Here is a 21,297-nt window from a genome sequence, read left to right as displayed (position 1 = left end):
GTATCGTTCTGCGTCGTTGCCCCTTTAGCTCAGTCGGCAGAGCGTCTCCATGGTAAGGAGAAGGTCTACGGTTCGATTCCGTAAAGGGGCTCTCAACCAGGCGGGGTAGCTCAGGTGGTTAGAGCACACGGCTCATAATCGTGGTGTCGCGGGTTCGAGTCCCGCCCCCGCTACCAGTACGACCGCAGCACCCGTAGTACCCGAAAGCCCCTCGACGAAGGATCCATCGTGGCCAGCAAGAGCTCCGACGTTCGCCCCAAGATCACGCTCGCGTGCGTGGACTGCAAGGAGCGCAACTACATCACCAAGAAGAACCGTCGCAACGACCCCGACCGGCTCGAGCTCGCGAAGTTCTGCCCGCGTTGCCGCAAGCACACCGCGCACCGCGAGACCCGCTGACCCAGCGACGGATCTCCACGATCCCTCCGCCGGCCCGACCGGCAGCCCACGAGCCCGCCTCCGTCCAGGAGGTGGGCTCGTCGCATTCTCACCATTCTCAGCATCGCGGCCGGTTGCACTACCGTCGCGGTGTGGACTCCAGCATCGTCGGACGCAGCTATCCGCCAGCCCCGCCCCACGAGGTCACCGACGCCTCCGTCGGTGCCTTCGTCGCGGCCACCGGGGCGACCTACGCCGGGGGCCCCGCACCCGCGACCTACCCGATCGTGCCGGCCTTCGACGCCATGATGGGCTTCCTCCAGGCCGAGGGACTCGACCTGTCGCGCATCGTGCACGGCGAGCAGCGCTTCGCCTACGAGCGTCCGGTGGTGCCCGGCGACGTCCTCACCGTCGAGCTGAGCGTGGCCTCCCTGCGCCAGATCGGCGGCAACGACATCATCGGCACCACCAGTGCCGTCACCGACGCCGACGGCCAGCTCGTCTGCACCGGCACCGCCACCCTCGTGCACCGCGGAGGCGAATCGTGAACACCCCGGCCGAACTGCCTGCCCGCACCTACCGGGTCACCCGCGACGACCTGGTCGCCTACGCCGCCGCGAGCGGCGACCACAACCCGATCCACCAGGACGAGGAGATCGCGGTCGCGGTCGGCCTCCCCGGCGTGATCGCCCACGGCATGTACACCCTGGCCCTGGCCGCCCGCTACGTCGACGAGTTCGTGGGCGAGCCCGGCCGGATCGCCTCGATCGGGGCGAAGTTCACCAAGCCCGTGGTGGTGCCCGCCGAGGGCACCGAGGTGACCTTCAGCGGCGTCGCCGCCGAGAACGGCACGATCACCGTGACGGCCAAGTGCGACGACGTCTCGGTGCTGGGTCGCTGCCAGGTCACGCTGCACCCCTCCGCTCCGTGAGCGAGTCCGTCCTGCTGCGCGACCACACCACGCTCCGTCTGGGCGGTCCCGCGCGCCGCCTCGTCACCGCCACCACCGAGGCCGACCTGGTCGAGGCGGTGCGCGCAGCCGACGAGGCAGGTGAGCCGGTGCTCGTGCTCGGCGGCGGCAGCAACCTCGTGGTCGACGACGAGGGCTTCGCGGGCACCGTCGTCCGCGTCGCCACGACCGGCATCACCAGCGACCTGCCCGACGACGTTGACTCCGCGTGCGGTGGCGCGATGGTCACCGTGGCTGCGGGCGAGGACTGGGACGGGTTCGTCGCCCACGCCGTCCAGCGCGGGTGGGTCGGGGTGGAGGCGCTCTCGGGCATCCCCGGCGCCGTCGGATCCACGCCGATCCAGAACGTCGGCGCCTACGGCCAGGAGGTCGCCCAGACGATCGCCCGGGTCCGGGTCTACGACCGTTCGTCGGGCGGCATCCGCACCTTCGCCGGCCCCGACTGCGGCTTCGGCTACCGCGCCTCCCGGTTCAAGGCCGACCGCTACGACGCCGCAGGCGGCCGCCACGTCGTCCTCGACGTCACCTTCCAGCTCCCGCTCGGCACGATGAGCGCGCCGATCGCCTACGCCGAGCTGGCGCGCACGCTCGGCGTCGAGCAGGGACAGCGCGCCCCCCTCGCCGACGTCCGCGCGGCGGTGCTGGGGCTGCGCGCGGGCAAGGGGATGGTGCTCGACGCCGCCGATCACGACACCTGGAGCGCCGGCTCGTTCTTCACCAACCCGATCGTGCCCGCCGCCGACGTGCCCGACGGCGCGCCCGCGTGGCCAGCCGGCGACGGCCTGGCCAAGACGTCGGCCGCCTGGCTCATCGAGCACGCCGGCTTCGGCCGGGGCTACGGAACCGGCCCGGCCCGGCTGTCCACCAAGCACACCCTCGCCCTCACCAACCGTGGCGAGGCCAGCACCGCCGACCTGCTCGCCCTGGCCCGCGAGATCCGCGACGGCGTCCAGGCGGCCTATGGCCTGACGCTGGTGCCGGAGCCGGTGCTGGTGGGCTGCGCGCTGTAGGAACCGCCCACACTGGGCGGCCGAAACCTGAACTTGTCGACCGGGATATCGGCCCCCAAGTTCATATTTCCCCGGTCGACCGGGGAAATCCCGCCCCGTCGGCCCCGCCCGGCTGCGCCTAGCCCCAGGTGCCGATCGACCAGAACGCGCCGATGACGAAGACGATCAGGCCGATGACGATGAGGCCGACGACACTGCCGATGGCGCCGGTGATCAGGCCGGTCGTGGCGGCGGACTCGTTGGAGTAGCGGCCCGGCTGCTGGCGCATCTGGGACTGGGCGCGTAGGCCCAGCGCCACCGCGAAGGGGCCGAGGAGCACGCCGGGGAGGGTCACGCAGAGGGCCAGGGCGGCCACCGCGCACACGACGCTGGCGATGCCCAGCCACATGGAGGTGTTGGCGCCGGAGTGCACCTGCTGGAAGGCGTAGGGGTAGTAGCCCTGACCTGCGGGGCCGGCGGGAGGACCGGCGAAAGGACCGGCGGGAGGGCCAGCGGTAGGGCCGGCGTAGGGCTGGTACTGCTGGTACTCCTGGTACGGCGCGACCTCGGGAAGCGGCGCGGTCGGCGGGGGAGGGGGTGGCGAGGACGCGGCGTCGCCGGACGGCGAGATGGGCTTGGCCAGGTACGGGTGGGTCGGCTCGGGCTCGCCGGACTGCTCACTCACGCCCCGATCCTGCCATGGGGAGGGATATCGATGGTCGTAACCACCGAGGTCACCGACGGGCGCCGTGGCGTGGAGGAGAACCCGAACCGGCACGGCGGGTCCACCGGTGCCAGCGTGCCGAGGTCGGTGCCGCGCCAGCGGCCTTCGGCTGCGATGACGGCCGACATCGACGTCGCGCCGTACCACTCGCGGCGACCCCCGCCGGCGGTGCCGCGGGTGCGGACCCCGCGCAGCGCCACCCGGGCGACCGGATCGGTGGCGGCGCACCAGGCCGGGCTGGTGGCCAGCCGAGCCGGGATCGCCCGCAGGGCGCGACCCAGCGGCGTCACCCCGCCGACGGTGAGGCGCAGCTCGAGCAGCGGGCTCGTGACCTGCCACACCGCGTCTCCACCGACCTGGACCGGCGCGATGACCTGCTCGTCGAAGTTGTAGGTGGCCGACACGAAGTCGCGCACGCGCTCGTCGGGGGCGACCAGCACGCGGTGCCCGTCGGCGTCCTCGACCATCAGGTCGGCGAACGGTCCCCAGGGGGAGGAGTCCCAGCGGCCGATCACCACGCGCACGCCGCTGGTCGAGCCGAGTCCCGCGATGCGTCCGACGAAACGCGTCCGCCGCGCGTCGGGGCGGCTCATTCGAGCCAGAGGTCGATGTCGGCGAGCGTCTTGTCGCGGACGTCGGACGGCGCTCGCGAGGCCCGCACCGACATCCGGGCCAGCTCGGCCAGGGTCTCGTCGGACAGGTCGTGGGCGGCACGCATCGTGGCGTACTGGCCGGCCAGTCGGGACCCGAACAGCAGCGGGTCGTCGGCACCGAGGGCGACCGTGGCGCCGGCCTCGAGCAGTGTCGGGAGCGGCACCGAGGTGAGGTCGGTGTAGACGCCGAGGGCGACGTTGGAGGTGGGACACACCTCCAGCGCGACGCCGGACTGGACGATCCGGTCGAGGAGCGCGGGGTCCTCACTGGCGCGGACGCCGTGACCGAGCCGGTCGGCGTGCAGGTCGTCGAGACAGAGCCGCACGTGGTCGGGGCCGCGCAGCTCGCCCCCGTGCGGCGCGAGCAGCAGGCCGGCCCGCTCGGCGATCGCGAAGGCGCCGGCGAAGTCCGACGTCGACCCGCGGCGCTCGTCGTTGGAGAGCCCGAACCCCACGACGCCGCGTCCGGCGTACTGGGCGGCGAGGCGGGCCAGGGTGCGGGCGTCGAGCGGATGCCGGGTGCGGTTCGCGGCGATGATGACGGCCATGTCGAGCCCGGTGCGCTCGGTGGCGTCGCGGGCGGCGTCGAGGACCAGGTCGGTGAACCGGGTGATCCCGCCGAACCGGGCCGCGTAGCCGCTCGGGTCGACCTGGATCTCCAGCCACCGGCCGCCGTCGCGGACGTCGTCCTCGGCGGCCTCGAGGACCAGCCGGCGCACGTCGTCCTCGGTGCGCAGCACCGACCGAGCGACGTCGTAGAGCCGCTGGAACCGGAACCAGCCCTTCTCGTCGGCGGCGCTCAACTGCGGCGGCCACTCCGAGACCAGCGAGTCGGGCAGTGCGATGCCGTCGCGTTCGGCCAGCTCGAGCAGCGTCTCGTGCCGCATCGACCCGGTGAAGTGCAGGTGCAGGTGGGCCTTGGGCAGCGTGTCCAGACTGCGCGGGGCTCCCTCGCGAGCCGGTTCGGAGCCGTCGACCCTCAAGCCAGCAGCTTCTGGAGCCGGCCGATCCCCTCGACCAGGTCGTCGTCGCCGAGGGCGTAGGAGAAGCGCAGGTAGCCCGGCGAGCCGAACGCCTCACCGGGCACGGCGGCGACCTCGGCCTTGTCGAGCAGGTACTCGGCTAGCTCGGCGGAGGTGTCGATCCGCACGCCGTCGTAGTCCTTGCCGAGCAGCCCCTTGACCGAGGGGTAGGCGTAGAACGCGCCGCCAGGCATGGGGCACACCACGCCGTCGATCTCGTTGAGCATCGACACGATCTTCTTGCGGCGCCGGTCGAAGGCGGTCTTCATCTCCTCCACGGCGGCCAGGTCGCCTTCGACGGCCGCGATCGCGGCACGCTGGGCCACGTTGGCGACGTTGGAGGTGGCGTGCGACTGCAGGTTGGTGGCGGCCTTGACCAGGTCCTTCGGGCCGATCATCCAGCCGACCCGCCACCCCGTCATCGCGTAGGTCTTGGCCACGCCGTTGACGATGACGCAGTTGTCCTGGAGGAAGGGGCACAGCGCCGGCATCGAGCCGGTGTCGAGCACCTCGCCGTCCTCGCCGGGGTAGATGAGGTGCTCGTAGATCTCGTCGGTGAGCACCCACAGGTCGTGGTCCTCGACCCAGCGGCCGATCGCGCGGATCTCGTCGGCGGTGTAGACGGCGCCGGTGGGGTTGGACGGCGAGACGAACAGCAGCACCTTGGTCTTGTCGGTGCGGGCGGCCTCGAGCTGCTCGACGGTGACCTTGTAGTCCTGGGTCTCGTCGGCCAGCACCTCGACCGGCACGCCGCCGGCCAGAGCGATCGCCTCGGGGTAGGTGGTCCAGTAGGGCGCGGGGACGATGACCTCGTCGCCCGGGTCGAGCATCGCGGCGAAGGCGGCGTAGATGGCCTGCTTGCCGCCGTTGGTGATCAGCACCTGGCTGGGCTCGATGTCCAGGCCGCTGTCGCGCTTGGTCTTCTCGACGATCGCCTTCTTCAGCTCCGGCAGCCCGCCGGCGGGGGAGTAGCGGTGGTTCTTCGGGTCGCGGCAGGCCTCGACGGCGGCCTCGACGATGTAGTCGGGCGTGGCGAAGTCGGGCTCTCCCGCGCCGAACCCGATGACCGGACGCCCCTCGGCCTTGAGCGCCTTGGCCTTGGCATCGACCTTGAGTGTGGCCGACTCGGCGATGGCGGCCAGGCGCTCGGAGACTCGCTTGTCACGGGGGCTGGAGGTCATGAACTCATCGTAGGGCGCACCCCCGCCCGGCCCGCGTCGAGTGGGGTTGTTTGGACGCCGCTACCCCCGGGGCCCTAGACTGCTCGACGGTGGATCTCCCCGATGCTTTGCCGTGCCCGGGTACGGGCCGGCGATCGCAGGCGGGACAGATCGACGGAGGGCACTAGCTCAACTGGCAGAGCATCGGTCTCCAAAACCGAAGGTTGGGGGTTCAAGTCCCTCGTGCCCTGCAAGACCAGCAGCACAGCAGCAAGACCCAGCAGGATCACAGGAAGAACGGCGAGAGGTGAGTGGCGTGTCGGACAGCAGGGCGGTCCGCGGTCCCCGCGGGGACAAGTCCGACGCGCACAAGCGCACCAGCATCCCGACGTTCTACCGCCAGGTCGTCGCCGAGCTGCGCAAGGTGGTCTGGCCCACCCGCGAGCAGCTCATCACCTACTTCATCGTGGTGATGGTCTTCGTGCTCGTGATGATCGCGATCGTCTCCGCGCTCGACCTGGCCTTCGGCAAGCTCGCCTTCGCGATCTTCACCGGCTGAGGCCGCGCTCGGCGTCGAGCGCCGAGATCCCCGAATCAAGCAATGGAGCATTCCGTGTCTGAGCAGTACGACGAGACCGAAGCGGCCGAGTCGCTGGAGTTCACCGACGAGGTGAGCGCCGAGACCACCGACGACGTCGCCGACGAGGCGCTCGACGTCGAGGTCGACGAGGTCGACGAGGTCATCGACGAGTCGACCGAGGAGGTCCTCGCCGAGGAGGGCGAGGCCGAGGGCACCAGCCCCGAGGCCGAGGCCAACGACGACGACCTCGCCGACGTCATCGACGTCGAGTCCGGCGAGGAGCCGGCCGAGGACCTGATCGAGGCCGAGGAGGAGGTCGCCGACGAGGCGGCCGCCGAGCTGATCGACGAGGCCGTCGACGCCGAGGAGGCCGCCGAGGTCGAGGCCGAGGAGATCGACGAGGACCCGCTGGAGGCGTTCCGCCGCGAGCTGTGGGCCAAGCCGGGCGACTGGTTCGTCGTGCACACCTACTCCGGCATGGAGAACCGGGTGAAGTCGAACCTGGAGAACCGGATCGTCTCGCTCAACATGGAGGACTACATCCACGAGATCGTGGTCCCCATCGAGGACATCGTCGAGATCAAGAACGGCCAGCGCCGCACCCGCAAGAAGCCGGCCCTGCCCGGCTACGTCCTGGTCCGCATGGACCTCACCGACGAGTCCTGGTCGGCCGTGCGCCACACGCCGTCGGTCACCGGGTTCGTCGGCAACAGCCACCAGCCGGTGCCGCTGAGCATGGACGAGGTCGAGAACATGCTCGCCCCCGCCGTCCAGGCCGCCGCCGAGGTCGCCGCGGCGGCGTCCGGTGCCACCCAGGCCGCGGGCTCGACCACCACCGCGAAGAAGCCGGTCGAGGTCGCCGACTTCGCCATCTCCGACTCCGTCATGGTCGTCGACGGCCCGTTCGCCACGCTGCACGCCACGATCACCGAGATCAACGCCGAGGCTCAGCGGGTCAAGGCTCTCGTGGAGATCTTCGGTCGGGAGACCCCGGTCGAGCTGAGCTTCAACCAGATCCAGCGGGTCTGAGCCCAGGCAGAGCATGCGCGGCGGCCGGCTCGGCTCCGCGCCCACAGGGTCCACCGGCGGATTTCGCCCGTGGACCCTGCGCGTAGGACAATCGATACGCAACACCCGTGGCAGGGGGCGCACGCCCTCGTCATGACCACAGAGAACAGGAAGAGAACATGCCTCCCAAGAAGAAGATCGCCGCACTGGTCAAGGTGCAGCTCCAGGCCGGTGCCGCGACGCCGGCCCCGCCGGTCGGTACCGCCCTCGGTCCGCACGGCGTCAACATCATGGACTTCTGCAAGGCCTACAACGCCCAGACCGAGTCCATGCGCGGCAACGTCATCCCCGTCGAGATCACGATCTTCGAGGACCGGACGTTCACCTTCATCACCAAGACCCCGCCGGCCGCCGAGCTGATCAAGAAGGCCGCCGGCCTGCAGAAGGGCTCCGGCGTCCCGCACAAGGACAAGGTCGGCAAGCTCACCAAGGACCAGGTCCGCGAGATCGCGACGACCAAGCTCCCCGACCTCAACGCCAACGACATCGACGCCGCGATGAAGATCGTCGAGGGCACCGCCCGGTCGATGGGCGTCACCACCGAGTAACACGTGGCAGGGCCGCGCTGGCCCGCTTCACCACATCCTTCCAGCGCCCGGATCGGGCGCCACCCGCAGAGAGAAGACCCACCATGCAGCGCAGCAAGACCTACCGCGCGGCGGCCGAGACGTTCGACAAGGACGAGCTCTACGCCCCGCTGACCGCGATCAAGATCGCCAAGGCCGCCTCCAAGAAGAAGTTCGACGAGACCGTCGACGTCGTCATGCGACTCGGCGTCGACCCCCGCAAGGCCGACCAGATGGTCCGCGGCACCGTCAACCTGCCCCACGGCACCGGCAAGACCGCCCGCGTCCTCGTCTTCGCCAACGGCGACAAGGCCGAGGCCGCTCGTGAGGCCGGCGCCGACATCGTCGGCGGTGACGACCTGATCGAGAAGGTCGGCGGCGGCTGGCTCGACTTCGACGCCGTCGTGGCCACCCCCGACATGATGGGCAAGGTCGGCCGCCTCGGCCGCGTCCTCGGCCCCCGTGGCCTGATGCCGAACCCCAAGACCGGAACCGTCACCCCGGACCCGGCCAAGGCCGTCACCGACATCAAGGGCGGCAAGATCGAGTTCCGCGTCGACCGGCACGCCAACCTGCACTTCATCATCGGCAAGGCGTCCTTCTCCGAGGCCGCACTGGCCGAGAACTACGCCGCCGCCCTCGAGGAGGTGCTCCGTCTCAAGCCGGCCAGCTCCAAGGGCCGCTACCTGAAGAAGGTCACCGTCTCCACGACCATGGGCCCCGGCGTCCAGGTCGACCCCAACCGCACCCGCAACGTGGCGGTCGAGGGCGAGACCGAGGCCTGAGCCTCCCGCACCTCCCCAGCAGCCGAAGCCCGGTCACTCCCGCTGGAGTGGCCGGGCTTCGTCGTGCGGACCTGCTCGCGGCACTCCCGGAGCGACTGACGATCCAGCGAGTCGAGGCCGGGGCCTCGGCCGCACGGCGTCACCCGACAGCGAGTGAGCGGCCTTCCCGGTCTCGGTCCTTCGCGTTGCAGACGCCGTGATAGTCGAACGCGACGGCATCGTCCACCGGACTCGGGTTGCTGCGCCCAGGCGCTTCGACCCATGCGGCGCAATTGCGCGGAATGGTGCAGTGGGGAGGGCTGGGGGTGACCCAACCGGCGCAATTGCGCGGAATGGTGCAGTGGGGAGAGCTCGGGGTGACCCAACCGGCGCAATTGCGCGGAATGGTGCAGTGGGGAGGGCTGGGGGGTGACCCAACTGGCGCAATTGCGCGGATTGGGTCACCACGGGTCTGTACCGCGGGACGAAGCGACCCGTAGAGTGAACCCGTTCGATGCGCATCCCGAAACGAGTTGCATTATGCGCAACAAAACCGCCACGACGGCGACCCTCGTCCGGCTCCTGGAGCACGCCCGCTATGAGGTGCTGCCGACGGCGTCCACCGAGGCCAAGATCCTCGAGCACCTGCCGCCCGATCGCACGATCACGGTGACGGCCTCGCCGAGCAAGGGTCTCGATGCGACCTTCGACCTAGCCGAGCGACTGGCCGGCCAGGGCTACGACGTCGTCCCTCACATCGCCGCGCGGATGGTGAGCGGACGCACCGAGCTCACCGAGATCGTCGAGCGCCTCGAGAAGGCCTCGATCACCAAGGTGTTCGTGCCTGGTGGTGACGCCGAGCCGGCCGGCGACTACCTCGACGCGCTCTCGTTGCTGCGCGACCTCGCCGAGCTCGACGCGTCATTGGCGCAGGTCGGGATCACCGGCTATCCGGAGTCGCATCCCTCCATCCACGACGACCTGACGGTGCAGTCGATGTGGGACAAGCGGCACTACGCCACCCACATCGTCAGCAACCTCACCTTCGACGCCACGGTGGTGCGCGACTGGCTGCGCCGGCTGCGCGCCCGCGGTGTCACGATGCCGCTCCTGCTCGGCATCCCCGGGCCGGTCGAGCGCGCCAAGCTGCTCGGCATGGCCACCAAGATCGGGGTGGGGGAGTCGACGAAGTTCCTCGCCAAGAACAAGGGGCTCTTCGCCCGGCTGGCCGCGCCCGGCGGATTCACCGGTGAGAGCTTCCTGGAGAAGTGCGCTCCCGCACTCGGCGAGCCCGGCGCCTTGGTCGAGGGCCTGCACGTCTTCACCTTCAACCAGATCGCCGAGACCGAAGCCTGGCGGACAGACCTGCTCACCCGCCTGCGGCACTGATCGACGCGCCCCTACTCAGGGGCGGGGTGACGACTCTGGGCTCAGCTACCTGCGAAGAGGAAGTCGAGCACCGCATAGAAGCTGAGGACGAAGAGGATCGGGCCGAGGAGCGACCCCACGATGAGCGATCCGCCGAGTGACCGGCGTCTTCCTCGCCAGGCCAGCCAGATCCCGGCCGCCAGCGCGGCGCTCACCGGGGCCAGCCCGAGGACGAGAAAGGCAAGGTCGCCGGCAGCCTGGCTGGGGTCGAACCAGGCGAGTGCGAAGGTGACCAACCAGCCCCACGCGGCGAGTATCGCCGCCACCAGCAGGGTGCTCAGGATCGCGCGCTCGTACCGGGCGTTCTCCTCGGCGTCCGCAGGATCGATCGCACCCACCTCCTTCGCGGCCGAGGTTAGGGCAGAAACGGCGGTGGTGCCGGGGTTTCGTCGGCGCTCGCTGCGCTCGCTTGCTCAACCTCCGGCGACGAGGTCGGCGAGCGCCCGTTGGAGTCCACCGTGCCCGGTCTCGACGACGGTCAACGGGAGCCCGATCCGCTCGGCCGCCCGCTCGGCCAAGACGCGCAGCTCGGCGTCGGGCTCCTGGGCCAGCCACACCATGCGGGTGTAGTGCTCGAAGTAGGTGTCGCGCAGGTCGGGGTAGCGGTCCAGGCCGAGCTCGCGGATCACGGTGCGGTCGAAGGAGCGGACCAGGAAGTCGGTGAGCAGGTAGGTGCCGGGCTGGTTCTCGAAGAACTCCCGGATCCGCGACTCCCCGGCATACAGGTCGTAGCAGTGCAACCCCGGCAGGCGTTCGAGCCCCAGGGAGACGCACACCTCGTCGAGGGCGCCGTAGGTGCCGCAGTCGGCATACCCGACGACCACCTTCCGGTACGACGGCGCCAACCGCACCGCGAGCTCGCCCACCTCGCCGGCGATCTTCTCGGGGTGGTTGTGCAGCAGCGGCGGCAGCGGGTGGACGTCGAGCGGCCAGTCGCGTCGGGCGGCGATCTCGGCCGCGGGCTGCGCGATCGCGCCGCACGCGATCAGCGCGACCCGATCAGCCCGGTCAGCCCGATCAGCCCGGTCAGCCAGATCAGAACGAGAGCTGCTCGACGAAGGTGTCGTTGAAGTCGGCGCGGTCGGAGAGTTCGACATAGCTCACCTCCTCGAGCAGGGCCAGCGCGCCGGCCCGCTCCCGCACCGAGAGCAGCGCCATCTTGGCGCCCTCCCCGGCGACATTGCCGGCAGCGACGATCCGCAGCACCGACACCTTCGGCACCAGGCCGATCCGCACCGCCGAGGCGGGGGAGAGGTAGCTGCCGAACGACCCGGCCAGCAGCACCTGCTGCACGTCGCGCTGCTCGAGGCCGAGCTCCTCCAGCAGGAGCGACCAGCCGGTGGAGATGGCGGCCTTGGCGAACTGGAGCTCGCGCACGTCGCGCTGGGAGAGGTAGACGCACTCGGCGGGCTCAGACGTCGGGGACGGCCGGTGCAGCACGAAGACCCGCTCCTCGCCCACCTTGGCGAGCCGGTCGGCCAGCGCGGGCGCGACCTCCTTGGCGGCGTCCTCGGGGATCAGGCGGCCGGTGTCGTCGAGCAGGCCGACTCGGACCAGCTCGGCCACGGCGTCGACCAGGCCGGAGCCACACAGGCCCTTCGCCTCGACGTCGCCGATGACCCCGAGCGTGACCGCCGGATCCTCGCCCTCGGCGTGGGCGTCGAGCTTGATGGTCTCGATCGCGCCATCGGCCGCGCGCATCCCGCAGCGGATCGCACCGCCCTCGAACGCCGGCCCGGCCGGCGCCGCGGTGGACAGGATCGTCTCGCCGTCGCTGAGCACGATCTCGCAGTTGGTGCCGACGTCGATGAACAGGCGGGTCCGCTTGTCGCGGTCCATGCCGGAGGCCAGCATGCCCGAGACGATGTCGCCGCCGACGTAGGCGCCGAGCGCGGGGAAGAAGAAGGCGCGGGCGCGCGGGTGGAGGTCGAGCCCGATGTCGCCGGCGAGCACCGATGGCGGCTGGGCGGCGGTCATGACGAACGGCGCCACGCCGAGCGGCTCGGGGTCGATGCCGAGGGCGAGCGCGGTCATCGTGGCATTGCCGGCAACCGCGACCTCGTAGACGTGCGCCGGGTCGACGCCGGCCTCCCGGCACACCCGCTGCGCCAGGTCGGCCAGGGTCGCACCGGCGGCGGCCTGCAGCCGCCCGAGCGCCTCGTCGTCCATCATGGTGGCGCTGATGCGGGTGATGACGTCGCCACCGAAGGGCTGCTGCTGGTTCAGCGAGGACGCCACCGCCAGCGGAGTGCCGGTGCCGACGTCGATCAGGGTGCCCACGACGGTGGTGGTGCCCAGATCGAAGGCGATCGCATAGCGGGCGGCGGTCGTGTCGCCCGGCTCGACGTCGACGAGCGCCTCGTCGAGGATCACCGCGGTCACCTTGAAGTCGGCCTCGCGCAGCACCGTCGAGAGGCGCCGCAGGACGTGCAGGTCGGCGGTGAGCTCGAGGTCGTCGATGGCGTCGGTGAGCCGCACCAGGTCGGTGCGCTGGTCGGCGAGGGTCGCCTCGGACAGCTCGACGTAGCGTTTCTGGAGCGCCGGACGCAGGATGACCTGGCGGCCGATCCCGACCGTCGCGGCCTTGGGTCGCGTGGTCAGCGGCGGCACCTCGACCGCGAGGTTGCGGGTCGCCTGCACCAGACATCCGAGGCGCCAGCCGTCGGCGAGCTGCTCGCTGCTGAACGTCTTGACGTCGTGCCGGGTGATCGGCACCTCGGGTCCGTCGGAGTCGATCCGGATCCGGCACTTGTGGCAGGTGCCGTGACCGCCGCAGGTGGAGTCGATGGCGATGCCATTCCACGAGGCGGCGTCGAACACCGTGACGCCGGGCGGCACCCGCACGCCGCGTTGGGCAGGTGGCACCTCGGCGCCGTCCTCGGCCAGGGAGTGCACGGTGAAGGAGAGGTCGACCCGCCCGGACCCGTCGTGGGCGACCTGCCCGGTCCCGGACGGCTCGATCAGCCCCTCGCGCGCGACGTCGGCAAGGGAGAAGCCGGGCCCTTGGGCCGCGTCGTCGGTCACGTGGCGGCTGCCACTTCCCCGGCCTGCTCGCGCGCCTGGCGGGCGCGGTGCTCGGCGATCCAGTTCCCGCCCCACTCGTCGTGCCCGAGGAGAAGGTCGGCGGCCTTGACGGCCTCGACGATCTGCGGCGTGCGGGCGTCCATGATCGCCGAGGTGAGTCCGGCGGTCATCGCCATCGGCAGGAACGCCGCGCCCAGGCTGTGCCGCGACGGCATCCCGAAGGACACGTTGGAGGCACCGCAGGTCATGTTGACGCCGAACTCGTGCCGGATGCGACGCATCGTCTCCAGCGTGGTGTTGACGACCTCCTGGTCGGCGCCGATCGGCATCGCGAGCGGATCGATGACGATGTCGGCGGCCGCGATGCCGTACTCGGTGGTGGCGACCTCGATGATCTTGCGGGTCAGCACGATCCGCTTCTCGACCTCCATCGGGATCTCGTCGGCGTCGTTGGGCAGCGCGATGATGGCGGCGTCGTACTTCTTGACCAGCGGCAGGATCTGCTCGAGTCGTTCGTCCTCGGCGGTCACCGAGTTCACCAGCGCCCGGCCCTGGTAGACCGACAGCCCGGCCTCGAGCGCCCCCACGACCGAGGAGTCGATGCAGATCGGCTTGTCGGTGAGCTCCTGCACCATCGTGATCGCGCGGCCGAGCAGGTCGGCCTCGTCGGTCAGCGGCACGCCCATGTTGACGTCGAGGACGTCGGCGCCGCCCTCCACCTGCGCCTTCACGTCGCGCTCGATCGCCGAGAGGTCTCCTTGGCGCAACTGCTCCTGGAAGATCCGGCGCCCGGTCGGGTTGATCCGCTCGCCGATCAGGCAGAACCGGGTGTCGTGCCCGATGGTGACCTGCTGGGTGGCCGAGCGGAGCACGGTCTCCAGGCGCGGCGCCGCCTCGACGGCGTACGCGGTGCTGCTGGTCATGGGGGTGCTCATGCGGGGTCCCCGACGAGTTGTGCCGCGCGCGAGCGCAGCGAGCCCTGTGCAGAAGTCGGTGGGGTGCTCATGCCGGGACCTTGGTGCGCTTCTCGTCGAGCAGGAGCTTGGCGCGCTTGACGGTCTGGGAGGCGTCGGCGGCGTACCCGTCGGCGCCCACGGCGTCGGCGTACTCCTGGGTGACCGGCGCGCCGCCGACCATGACGATCACGTCGTTGCGGATGCCGGCCTTCTCCAGGGCGTTCATGTTCGCCTTGAACATCGGCATCGTGGTGGTGAGGAAGGCGGAGAACCCGACGATGTCGGGCTGGTGCTCCTCGATGGCGGACACGAACTTCTCCGGCGCCACCTGCACGCCGAGGTCGATCACCTCGAAGCCCGCTCCCTCGAGCATGATGTTGACCAGGTTCTTGCCGATGTCGTGCACGTCGCCCTTGACCGTGCCCATCAGGAACTTGCCGATCGTCTGCACGCCGGTCTCGGCCAGCAGCGGGCGCAGCCGCTCCATCGCGCCGGCCATCGCGCGTCCGGCGATGAGCATCTCCGGGACGAAGAAGTCGCCGCGCTCGAACCGGGCACCGACCTCCTCCAGTGAGGGGATCAGGGCGTCGAAGAGCAGGGTCTGCGGCTCCATGTCGCTCGCGAGGCCCTCCTCGGTGAGTTCCAGGACCCGGGGGCCGTTGCCCACCAGGGTCTCGTCGTACAGGCCCTGCAGGATCTCCTCCGGAGTCATGCGACCACCTCCTCTTTCTGTGCTGGTGACGTGTGCGGTCCGCCGGGAGCCGGGCGGAACAGGGTGGAGAGCTCGGCGGCGTGCTCGACCAGCTCCTCGCCGAGCTCGTCGAGCCGGCCTTCGAGGCGCTGGCTCGGCCCGGAGATCCCGATCGCGGCGATCACCTCGTCGTGCGATCCGCGCACCGGCGCGGCGAGTCCGGTGAGCCCGACCTCGAGCTCGTCGACGGTGATCGCCCAGCCGCGCTCACGGGTCCGGACGGCGTCGCGCCGCAGCTGGGCCGGCGTCGTGAGCGTCGCCTCGGTGGCCGCCTCGAGCTCACCGTCGGGGAGGGCGAGCCGCCCCCAGGCGAAGAACACCTTGCCGAGGGCCGAGCAGTGCGCCGGGACGTCGATCTCGGTCCAGTCGCGGGTGCCCAGCAGGAAGGTGGAGTCGACCTGGGCGACCTGGGCGACGCGGTCCTCGCGGGTGATCGAGAGGTGCACGGTCTCGCCGGTGGCCTCGCCGATCGCCTCCATCGCCGGGCGGGCGAGGCGGACCAGCTCCTCCCACGGGTCGTGCCGGGCGGCGTAGAGCCAGAAGATCCGTCCGGCGACGTAGCCCCCGGAGGCGTCGCGCTCGAGGAGGCCGGAGCGTTCGAGCGCGGCGAGCATCCGCGACGTCGTCGACTTGGCCAGACCGCTGGCGTCCTGGAGGTCGGCGAAGCTCAGCGGCTCGTCGGCCTGGACGACGGTGGCGACCAGATCGGCGGCGCGGTCGACCGCGCGGGTGCCGCTGCCACTGGTCTCGGACACGGACGACTCCAAGTCTCGGGGTTCCCAACAGGTTCCATGATGTGGAACTGTGTTCCACGTCATGAGGTTAGGAGCCGCCCGGTCCCGCGGTCAAGGGGCGGGCGGGGTCAGGAGGAGCGATGTTCCGCAACACGATGCCGCGCTATGAGGTGCTCTCCGAGGAGGCCATGGCCACGCTCGAGGTGGGCTGGCGACGGCTGATGACCGAGATCGGCGTCGAGTTCATGGACGACCGCGCGCTCGAGTTGTTCCGCAAGGCCGGCCAGCGGGTGGAGGAGAACACCGTCTTCCTCGACCCCGACTTCGTGCTCGAGCAGGTCGCCAAGGCGCCGCGCGAGTTCGACGTCCAGGCCCGCAACCACGACCACGACCTGCACATCGGCGGCGACTCCATGGCCTTCGGCTCGGTCTACGGGCCGCCGTTCGTGCGCGAGGGCGAGGTGCGGCGCGACGCGACCATGAACGACTTCACCAACTTCACCAAGCTCGCCCAGTCCTTCTCGGTCCTCGACTCGGCCGGCGGCGTCATCTGCGAGCCCAACGACACCCCGCTCGACAGCCGCCACCTCGACATGACCTACGCGCTGCAGACGCTGACCGACAAGGTCTACATGGGCAACGTCGTCTCGGGCGTCAACGCCGCCGACACGATCGCAATGACGTCGATCCTGTTCGGCTCGCGCGAGGCGATCGAGCAGACTCCGGCCACCATCTCGCTGATCAACTGCAACTCGCCGCTGCGCTGGGACGACCGGATGCTCGAGGCGCAGTTCGAGTACTCCGGCGCCGGGCAGCCGGTCGTGCTCACGCCGTTCATCCTGATGGGCGCGATGTCGCCGGTCACGATCCCGGCGGCGCTGGTGCAGCAGATCGTCGAGGCGCTCTCGGGGATCACGCTCTCGCAGCTGATCCGCCCCGGCACGCCGGTGATCTTCGGGTCGTTCCTCTCCAACATCGACATGCAGTCCGGCTCACCGACGTTCGGGACGCCCGAGTCCGGGCTCGGGCTGCTGTGCACCGGACAGATCGCACGGCACTTCGGGCTGCCCTTCCGGACCGGCGGCGGCCTCACGTCGTCCCAGGTCGCCGACGCGCAGGCCGGCTACGAGGCGCTGATGACGCTCCTCCCGACCTTCCTCGCCGGCGCGAACTGGGTGATGCACTCGGCCGGCTGGCTGGAAGGGGGACTGGTCGCGGGCTATGAGAAGTTCATCGTCGACGTCGAGCTGCTGCAGATGCTCCAGCACGAGTTCACGCCGCTGGAGATCGACGAGGCGTCGATGGCCTTCGACGCCCACGAGGAGGTCGGCCACGGCGGCCACTTCCTCGGCGCGATGCACACCATGGAGCGCTTCCGCACCTGCTTCTACCGACCGCTGCTGTCGTCGTCGGAGAACTACGAGCGGTGGATGCGCAACGGCGGCCGCGACGCCAACGACCGGGCAGCCGAGATCTACCAGAAGACCCTCGCCGACTACGAGGAGCCGCCCCTGGACCCCGCCATCCGCGAGGAGCTCCAGGCCTACGTCATCCGTCGTCGCGCCGAGCTCGGCGACTGACCGGCTCCGGTCAGCGGAAGACGACGGTGCGGTCGCCGTTGAGCAGGACCCGCGACTGGGCGTGCCAGCGGACCGCGCGGGAGAGCACCTGCGCCTCGACGTCGCGGCCGGCGGTGACCAGCTGGTCCTGCTGATAGGTGTGGTCGACCCGGACGACGTCCTGCTCGATGATCGGGCCCTCGTCGAGGTCGGCGGTCACGTAGTGGGCGGTGGCGCCGACCAACTTCACCCCGCGGTCGAAGGCCTGGTGGTAGGGCTTGGCGCCCTTGAAGCTCGGCAGGAACGAGTGATGGATGTTGATCGCACGCCCGGACAGCTCGCGGCACAGGTTGTCCGACAGCACCTGCATATAGCGCGCGAGCACCACCAGGTGGGTGCCGGTCTCCTCCACCAGGTCCAGCAGCTGCTGCTCGGCCTGCGGCTTGGTGTCGGGGGTGACCGGGATGTGGTGGAAGTCCAGCCCGTAGGAGCGGACCAACGCGCCGGCGTCGGGGTGGTTGGAGACGACGGCCGGGATCTCGATCTGCAGCGCACCGGTGCTGGCGCGGAAGAGCAGGTCGTTGAGGCAGTGCAGGTGCTTGGAGACCATGATGATCGTGCGGTACGGCGCATCGGCCCGCCAGATCTCGAAGTCCATCTCGAACTGGTCGGCCACCACGGCGAAGTCGGCTCGGAGCTCCTCGGCGGTGGTCTCGCCGTCGACGGTGAAGTCGATGCGCATGAAGAACCGGTCGTGCAGCTGGTCGTCGAACTGCTGGCTCTCCAAGATGTTGCCGCCGTGCTCGACGAGGAATCCCGACGTCGCGTACACGATGCCGGGGCGGTCGGGGCAGGACAGGGTGAGCACGAACTCGCCCGCGGGCGGCGTGGTGGTGGGTGCCTGGACCATGATGGTGCTCCTCGCGTGCTGACTGGCCTGGGTGACTCGCTCCGCCGAACGCCGACCCGTCAGCTATAGCGGACGGGTCAGCGTCGAATCTGCACCGACCCGTCGGCTATAGCGGACGGGTCAGCGTGACGTTGCGGGTGGCGGAACGGATTCTGCGATACGCAACAGCGTGTGCGCTAGTCTGCCCGACATGACCACGCCGGTCGATGCCTCGGTCGCCTCGGGGAACACAGCCGAGGTCCCGGACGAGACCGCGAGCGCACCGGCCGCACTCACCGGGCAGGGCGTGCAGTCGGTCGACCGGGCGCTGGCCATCCTCGAGGTGCTGGCCCGCCGCGGCGAGGCCGGCGTCACCGAGATCGCCGCCGAGCTCGACGTCCACAAGAGCACGGCCTTCCGGCTGATGGTCACCTTGGAGGCGCACCGGCTCGTCGAGCAGACGGTCGAGCGCGGGCGCTATCGCCTCGGCGTCGGCATCCTGCGGCTCGCGGGCGCCACGACGGCGCGACTCGACGTCGTCCAGGAGGCTCGCCCGATCGGGCGCCAGCTCGCCGAGGCCACGGGGGAGACGGTGAACCTCGCGGTCCTCTCGGAGCGCTCGGCGCTCTACCTCGACCAGATCGCGGGCTCCTCGGCTCTCCAGCCACACAACTGGGTGGGGCAGCACATCCCGCTGCACGCCACGAGCAACGGGAAGGTGCTGCTGGCCGGCCTGAGCGACACCGCGCTGGAGGAGTTCCTCGACTCGCTGACCACCTATACCCCGCACACGATCACCGAGCGCTCCGCGTTGCGCGCCGAGGTGGCGCAGGTGCGCGAGCAGGGCTACGCGCTGGCCATCGACGAGCTCGAGATCGGCCTGACGGCGATCGCCGCGCCGATCCGCAACACCCAAGGCGACGTCGTCGCCTCGATCAGCGTGTCCGGCCCGTCGTTCCGCCTGACCGCCGCCCGCGTCGAGGAGGCGATCCGCCTGGTCAGGGACGCCGCGATGGAGGCCTCCCATCGCCTGGGTTGGGGACACCGCTGAGAGGATTCACCCGTTTCCAGTGACCTGCTCTTGACGGGACGGACTCCTCGCAGCATCCTCAGTGGGTCCAGCGGGTTGCGCGGCGAGAACTTGATTGCGCGATACGCAACAACGCTCGTGTAGGGTGCGAGCGGAATGTCCGGTGCGGGTGCGGTTCCGGTCCTCGGTGCCGCTCGTCCGGCAGAGGGAACGAGGAGCACACGATGGCAGTAGATGCCGACAACACCCCCGCCTCGCAGGCCCCGCCCGACGGCGGGATCCCCACTCGAACGCACTTTCCTCTCGACAAGGTCACCTTCGGGATCGCGGCGGCGTTGGTCATCGCGTTCGCGCTGTGGGGGTGGCTCGCGCCTGACGGCATGACCACGACCACGGCCGACGCGCTGGCATGGGTGACCGGAAACTTCGGCTGGCTGTTCGTGCTGGTCAGTGCCGGCTTCCTGATCTTCTCCGGCTTCTTGGCCTTCACCCGCTACGGCAACATCAAGCTCGGTCCCGACGACTCCAAGCCCGAGTTCTCGACGTTCTCCTGGGTCTCGATGATGTTCGCCACCGGGATGGGCATCGGCCTGATGTTCTGGGGCGTCGCCGAGCCGCTCACCTATCTGACCGCCACCACGCCCGACAGCATCCCGCCGGGCCGGGCCGAGGCCGGCACGCCCGCCGCCGCGCAGACGGCGATGGAGTACTCCTTCTTCCACTGGGGCATGCACCCCTGGGCGATGTATGCGGTCATCGGCCTCGCCATCGGCTACTTCGCCTACCGCAAGGGCAATGGCAACCTGGTCTCCGGCGCCTTCGGACCGCTGCTGGGCAAGCGGGCCACTCAGGGGCCGGGCAAGGCGATCGACGTGATCGCGATCTTCGCCACCCTCTTCGGCTCCGCGACCTCGCTCGGACTCGGCGCCCTCCAGATCACCGGCGGCCTCGACGACGTCTTCGGATCGGGCAACAGCAAGCTGCTCACCACCGTGGTGATCGGCGTCCTGACCCTGTGCTTCGTCCTCTCGGCCGTCACCGGGATCGAGAAGGGCGTGCAGTTCCTCTCCAACGCCAACGCGGTCGCCGCGGTCCTGCTGGTGTTCTTCTTGTTCGTGGTCGGCCCGACGGTGTTCATCATGAGCACGTTCACCGAGTCGCTGGGTGGCTACCTCACCCACCTGCCGGCGATGTCGTTCCGCACCGGCGCCTTCGGCGAGGGCGCGTTCCTCGACACCTGGACCATCTTCTACTGGGCCTGGTGGATCTCCTGGACCCCCTTCGTCGGCATGTTCATCGCCCGCATCTCCAAGGGGCGAACGATCCGCCAGTTCGTGGTCTACGTGATCTTGGTGCCGAGCCTCGTCTCGTTCATCTGGTTCTCGATCCTGGCGGGCTCCGCCTTCGACCTCCAGTTCAGCGACACCAAGGACCTCGGCGCAGAGCTGGCCGACAAGGGCAAGGAGAGCGTGCTGTTCTCCATGCTCCGCGAGTATCCGCTCTCCTCGATCACCGTCGTCCTCGCCGTCTTCCTGATCGCGATCTTCTTCATCACCGGCGCCGACTCGGCCTCGATCGTGATGGGGATGCTCAGCCAGAACGGCAAGGAGGAGCCGATGCGCTGGCTGGTCATCTTCTGGGGCGTCGCCCAGGGCGTCATCGCCGCGATCCTGCTCGCCTCGGGCGGCCTAGGTGCGCTACAGACACTGGTGATCATCGTGGCGGGGCCATTCATGTTGATCATCGTGGCGATGTGCTTCTCCCTGATGAAGTCGCTGCGCGACGAGCCGTACGAGTCGACGCTGCCGCCGCGGGTCAGGCGGGCCGTGCTGCACGCCCAGAAGTACGACCTCGTCGAGCACCAGACGGTCGCCCTGGCCAGCCTCGGCGCCGACGTCGCTCCCGATGGGCCGGAGAACGCCGAGGAGGTCGACGAGGTGATCGTCACCGACGAGGTCACCCTCCGGAAGGGCGATCGGCCGTCCTGAGCGACTGACGCCTCGACCGCACGCCACCGACTCGGCGCGGACCGGCGGTGATCACCCCGTGATC

The 21,297-nt window shown here is 70.0% G+C and carries 23 protein-coding genes and 3 tRNA genes; 15 read left to right on the top strand and 11 right to left on the bottom strand.

Going from position 1 to position 21,297, the window contains the following annotated elements; genetic code table 11:
• Positions 1–18 precede the first annotated feature (18 nt).
• The 6 genes from WMR31_RS01595 to WMR31_RS01570 all read left to right on the top strand — a co-directional run bounded on the left by WMR31_RS01595 (position 19) and on the right by WMR31_RS01570 (position 2,358).
• Positions 19–91: transfer RNA gene (locus tag WMR31_RS01595), tRNA-Thr, on the top strand.
• 8 nt (positions 92–99) lie between these two features.
• A tRNA-Met gene (locus tag WMR31_RS01590) sits at positions 100–176 on the top strand.
• A 52-nt stretch (positions 177–228) separates the two neighbouring features.
• Entirely contained in the window at positions 229–399 is a 171-nt protein-coding gene (gene rpmG, locus WMR31_RS01585) for a 50S ribosomal protein L33 (protein WP_121804265.1), read from the top strand.
• 131 nt (positions 400–530) lie between these two features.
• Positions 531–926 carry an FAS1-like dehydratase domain-containing protein gene (locus tag WMR31_RS01580; protein WP_340537015.1) on the top strand — a complete coding sequence of 132 codons (396 nt, stop codon included), beginning with the start codon at positions 531–533 and terminating at the stop codon, positions 924–926.
• A complete protein-coding gene (locus WMR31_RS01575; protein WP_340537014.1) occupies positions 923–1,309 on the top strand; it encodes a MaoC/PaaZ C-terminal domain-containing protein in 387 nt (128 codons plus the stop codon). Before WMR31_RS01580 ends, WMR31_RS01575 begins: the two co-directional genes overlap by 4 nt.
• Entirely contained in the window at positions 1,276–2,358 is a 1,083-nt protein-coding gene (locus WMR31_RS01570) for a UDP-N-acetylmuramate dehydrogenase (protein ID WP_445321591.1), read from the top strand. Before WMR31_RS01575 ends, WMR31_RS01570 begins: the two co-directional genes overlap by 34 nt.
• A gap of 118 nt (positions 2,359–2,476) precedes the next feature.
• Here the strand turns inward: WMR31_RS01570 and WMR31_RS01565 are convergent, their stop codons facing one another.
• From WMR31_RS01565 to WMR31_RS01550, 4 genes are read right to left on the bottom strand one after another with little or no spacing between them, the layout of a single operon-like run.
• Complete coding sequence (locus WMR31_RS01565; RefSeq protein ID WP_340537012.1) at positions 2,477–3,022, bottom strand: DUF4190 domain-containing protein; 546 nt, start codon at positions 3,020–3,022, stop codon at positions 2,477–2,479.
• Entirely contained in the window at positions 3,019–3,654 is a 636-nt protein-coding gene (locus tag WMR31_RS01560) for a hypothetical protein (RefSeq protein ID WP_340537011.1), read from the bottom strand. Before WMR31_RS01560 ends, WMR31_RS01565 begins: the two co-directional genes overlap by 4 nt.
• Complete coding sequence (locus WMR31_RS01555) at positions 3,651–4,697, bottom strand: adenosine deaminase (RefSeq protein WP_340537010.1); 1,047 nt, start codon at positions 4,695–4,697, stop codon at positions 3,651–3,653. The genes WMR31_RS01560 and WMR31_RS01555 overlap by 4 nt, the downstream gene beginning before the upstream one ends.
• A complete protein-coding gene (locus tag WMR31_RS01550; protein ID WP_340537009.1) occupies positions 4,694–5,917 on the bottom strand; it encodes a pyridoxal phosphate-dependent aminotransferase in 1,224 nt (407 codons plus the stop codon). Before WMR31_RS01550 ends, WMR31_RS01555 begins: the two co-directional genes overlap by 4 nt.
• Positions 5,918–6,074: 157 nt before the next feature.
• Between WMR31_RS01550 and WMR31_RS01545 the strand changes: the two genes are divergently transcribed.
• The 6 genes from WMR31_RS01545 (at position 6,075) to WMR31_RS01520 (ending at position 10,263) form a co-directional block, all read left to right on the top strand.
• A tRNA-Trp gene (locus WMR31_RS01545) sits at positions 6,075–6,147 on the top strand.
• A 65-nt stretch (positions 6,148–6,212) separates the two neighbouring features.
• Positions 6,213–6,455: a preprotein translocase subunit SecE gene (secE, locus tag WMR31_RS01540; protein ID WP_340537008.1), complete on the top strand. Its 243-nt coding sequence runs from the start codon at positions 6,213–6,215 to the stop codon at positions 6,453–6,455.
• Positions 6,456–6,548: 93 nt separating this feature from the next.
• Positions 6,549–7,505 carry a transcription termination/antitermination protein NusG gene (gene nusG / locus WMR31_RS01535; protein WP_445321590.1) on the top strand — a complete coding sequence of 319 codons (957 nt, stop codon included), beginning with the start codon at positions 6,549–6,551 and terminating at the stop codon, positions 7,503–7,505.
• Between the two features lie 158 nt (positions 7,506–7,663).
• Entirely contained in the window at positions 7,664–8,092 is a 429-nt protein-coding gene (gene rplK, locus WMR31_RS01530) for a 50S ribosomal protein L11 (RefSeq protein ID WP_340537006.1), read from the top strand.
• 83 nt (positions 8,093–8,175) lie between these two features.
• Complete coding sequence (gene rplA / locus WMR31_RS01525) at positions 8,176–8,895, top strand: 50S ribosomal protein L1 (RefSeq protein ID WP_340537005.1); 720 nt, start codon at positions 8,176–8,178, stop codon at positions 8,893–8,895.
• Between the two features lie 519 nt (positions 8,896–9,414).
• Positions 9,415–10,263, top strand: coding sequence for a methylenetetrahydrofolate reductase (locus tag WMR31_RS01520; RefSeq protein WP_340537004.1), 849 nt, complete (start codon positions 9,415–9,417; stop codon positions 10,261–10,263).
• Positions 10,264–10,304: 41 nt separating this feature from the next.
• Here the strand turns inward: WMR31_RS01520 and WMR31_RS01515 are convergent, their stop codons facing one another.
• The 6 genes from WMR31_RS01515 to WMR31_RS01490 form a co-directional block, all read right to left on the bottom strand.
• Positions 10,305–10,640 (bottom strand): hypothetical protein, encoded by a 336-nt coding sequence (locus tag WMR31_RS01515; protein WP_340537003.1) that lies wholly within the window; start codon positions 10,638–10,640, stop codon positions 10,305–10,307.
• A gap of 75 nt (positions 10,641–10,715) precedes the next feature.
• Positions 10,716–11,399: a DUF1638 domain-containing protein gene (locus tag WMR31_RS01510; RefSeq protein ID WP_340537002.1), complete on the bottom strand. Its 684-nt coding sequence runs from the start codon at positions 11,397–11,399 to the stop codon at positions 10,716–10,718.
• Positions 11,338–13,326 carry an ASKHA domain-containing protein gene (locus WMR31_RS01505; RefSeq protein ID WP_340537001.1) on the bottom strand — a complete coding sequence of 663 codons (1,989 nt, stop codon included), beginning with the start codon at positions 13,324–13,326 and terminating at the stop codon, positions 11,338–11,340. The genes WMR31_RS01510 and WMR31_RS01505 overlap by 62 nt, the downstream gene beginning before the upstream one ends.
• A complete protein-coding gene (locus WMR31_RS01500) occupies positions 13,323–14,261 on the bottom strand; it encodes a dihydropteroate synthase (protein ID WP_340537000.1) in 939 nt (312 codons plus the stop codon). The genes WMR31_RS01505 and WMR31_RS01500 overlap by 4 nt, the downstream gene beginning before the upstream one ends.
• A 67-nt stretch (positions 14,262–14,328) precedes the next feature.
• Positions 14,329–14,994, bottom strand: a complete 666-nt coding sequence (locus tag WMR31_RS01495) for a cobalamin B12-binding domain-containing protein (RefSeq protein WP_340536999.1) — start codon at positions 14,992–14,994, stop codon at positions 14,329–14,331.
• On the bottom strand, positions 14,991–15,788 hold the full coding sequence (locus WMR31_RS01490; RefSeq protein WP_340536998.1) for an IclR family transcriptional regulator: 798 nt from the start codon (positions 15,786–15,788) through the stop codon (positions 14,991–14,993). The genes WMR31_RS01495 and WMR31_RS01490 overlap by 4 nt, the downstream gene beginning before the upstream one ends.
• Before the next feature lie 119 nt (positions 15,789–15,907).
• On the opposite strand from WMR31_RS01490, the gene WMR31_RS01485 reads away from it, so the two are divergent.
• Positions 15,908–17,347, top strand: a complete 1,440-nt coding sequence (locus WMR31_RS01485; protein WP_340536997.1) for a trimethylamine methyltransferase family protein — start codon at positions 15,908–15,910, stop codon at positions 17,345–17,347.
• 10 nt (positions 17,348–17,357) lie between these two features.
• On the opposite strand, the gene purU is transcribed toward WMR31_RS01485, so the two are convergent.
• A complete protein-coding gene (gene purU / locus WMR31_RS01480) occupies positions 17,358–18,236 on the bottom strand; it encodes a formyltetrahydrofolate deformylase (RefSeq protein ID WP_340536996.1) in 879 nt (292 codons plus the stop codon).
• Positions 18,237–18,426: 190 nt separating this feature from the next.
• On the opposite strand from purU, the gene WMR31_RS01475 reads away from it, so the two are divergent.
• Both WMR31_RS01475 and WMR31_RS01470 read left to right on the top strand, forming a co-directional pair.
• Positions 18,427–19,266: an IclR family transcriptional regulator gene (locus WMR31_RS01475; protein WP_340536995.1), complete on the top strand. Its 840-nt coding sequence runs from the start codon at positions 18,427–18,429 to the stop codon at positions 19,264–19,266.
• A 203-nt stretch (positions 19,267–19,469) separates the two neighbouring features.
• Entirely contained in the window at positions 19,470–21,233 is a 1,764-nt protein-coding gene (locus tag WMR31_RS01470) for a BCCT family transporter (RefSeq protein ID WP_340536994.1), read from the top strand.
• Positions 21,234–21,297 lie beyond the last annotated feature (64 nt).

The sequence above is a fragment of the Nocardioides epinepheli genome (assembly GCF_037936805.1).
GTDB lineage: Bacteria > Actinomycetota > Actinomycetes > Propionibacteriales > Nocardioidaceae > Nocardioides.
The sequence above is the reverse complement of the archived record's forward strand: the minus strand, read 5'-3'. Positions and strand labels throughout refer to the sequence as shown.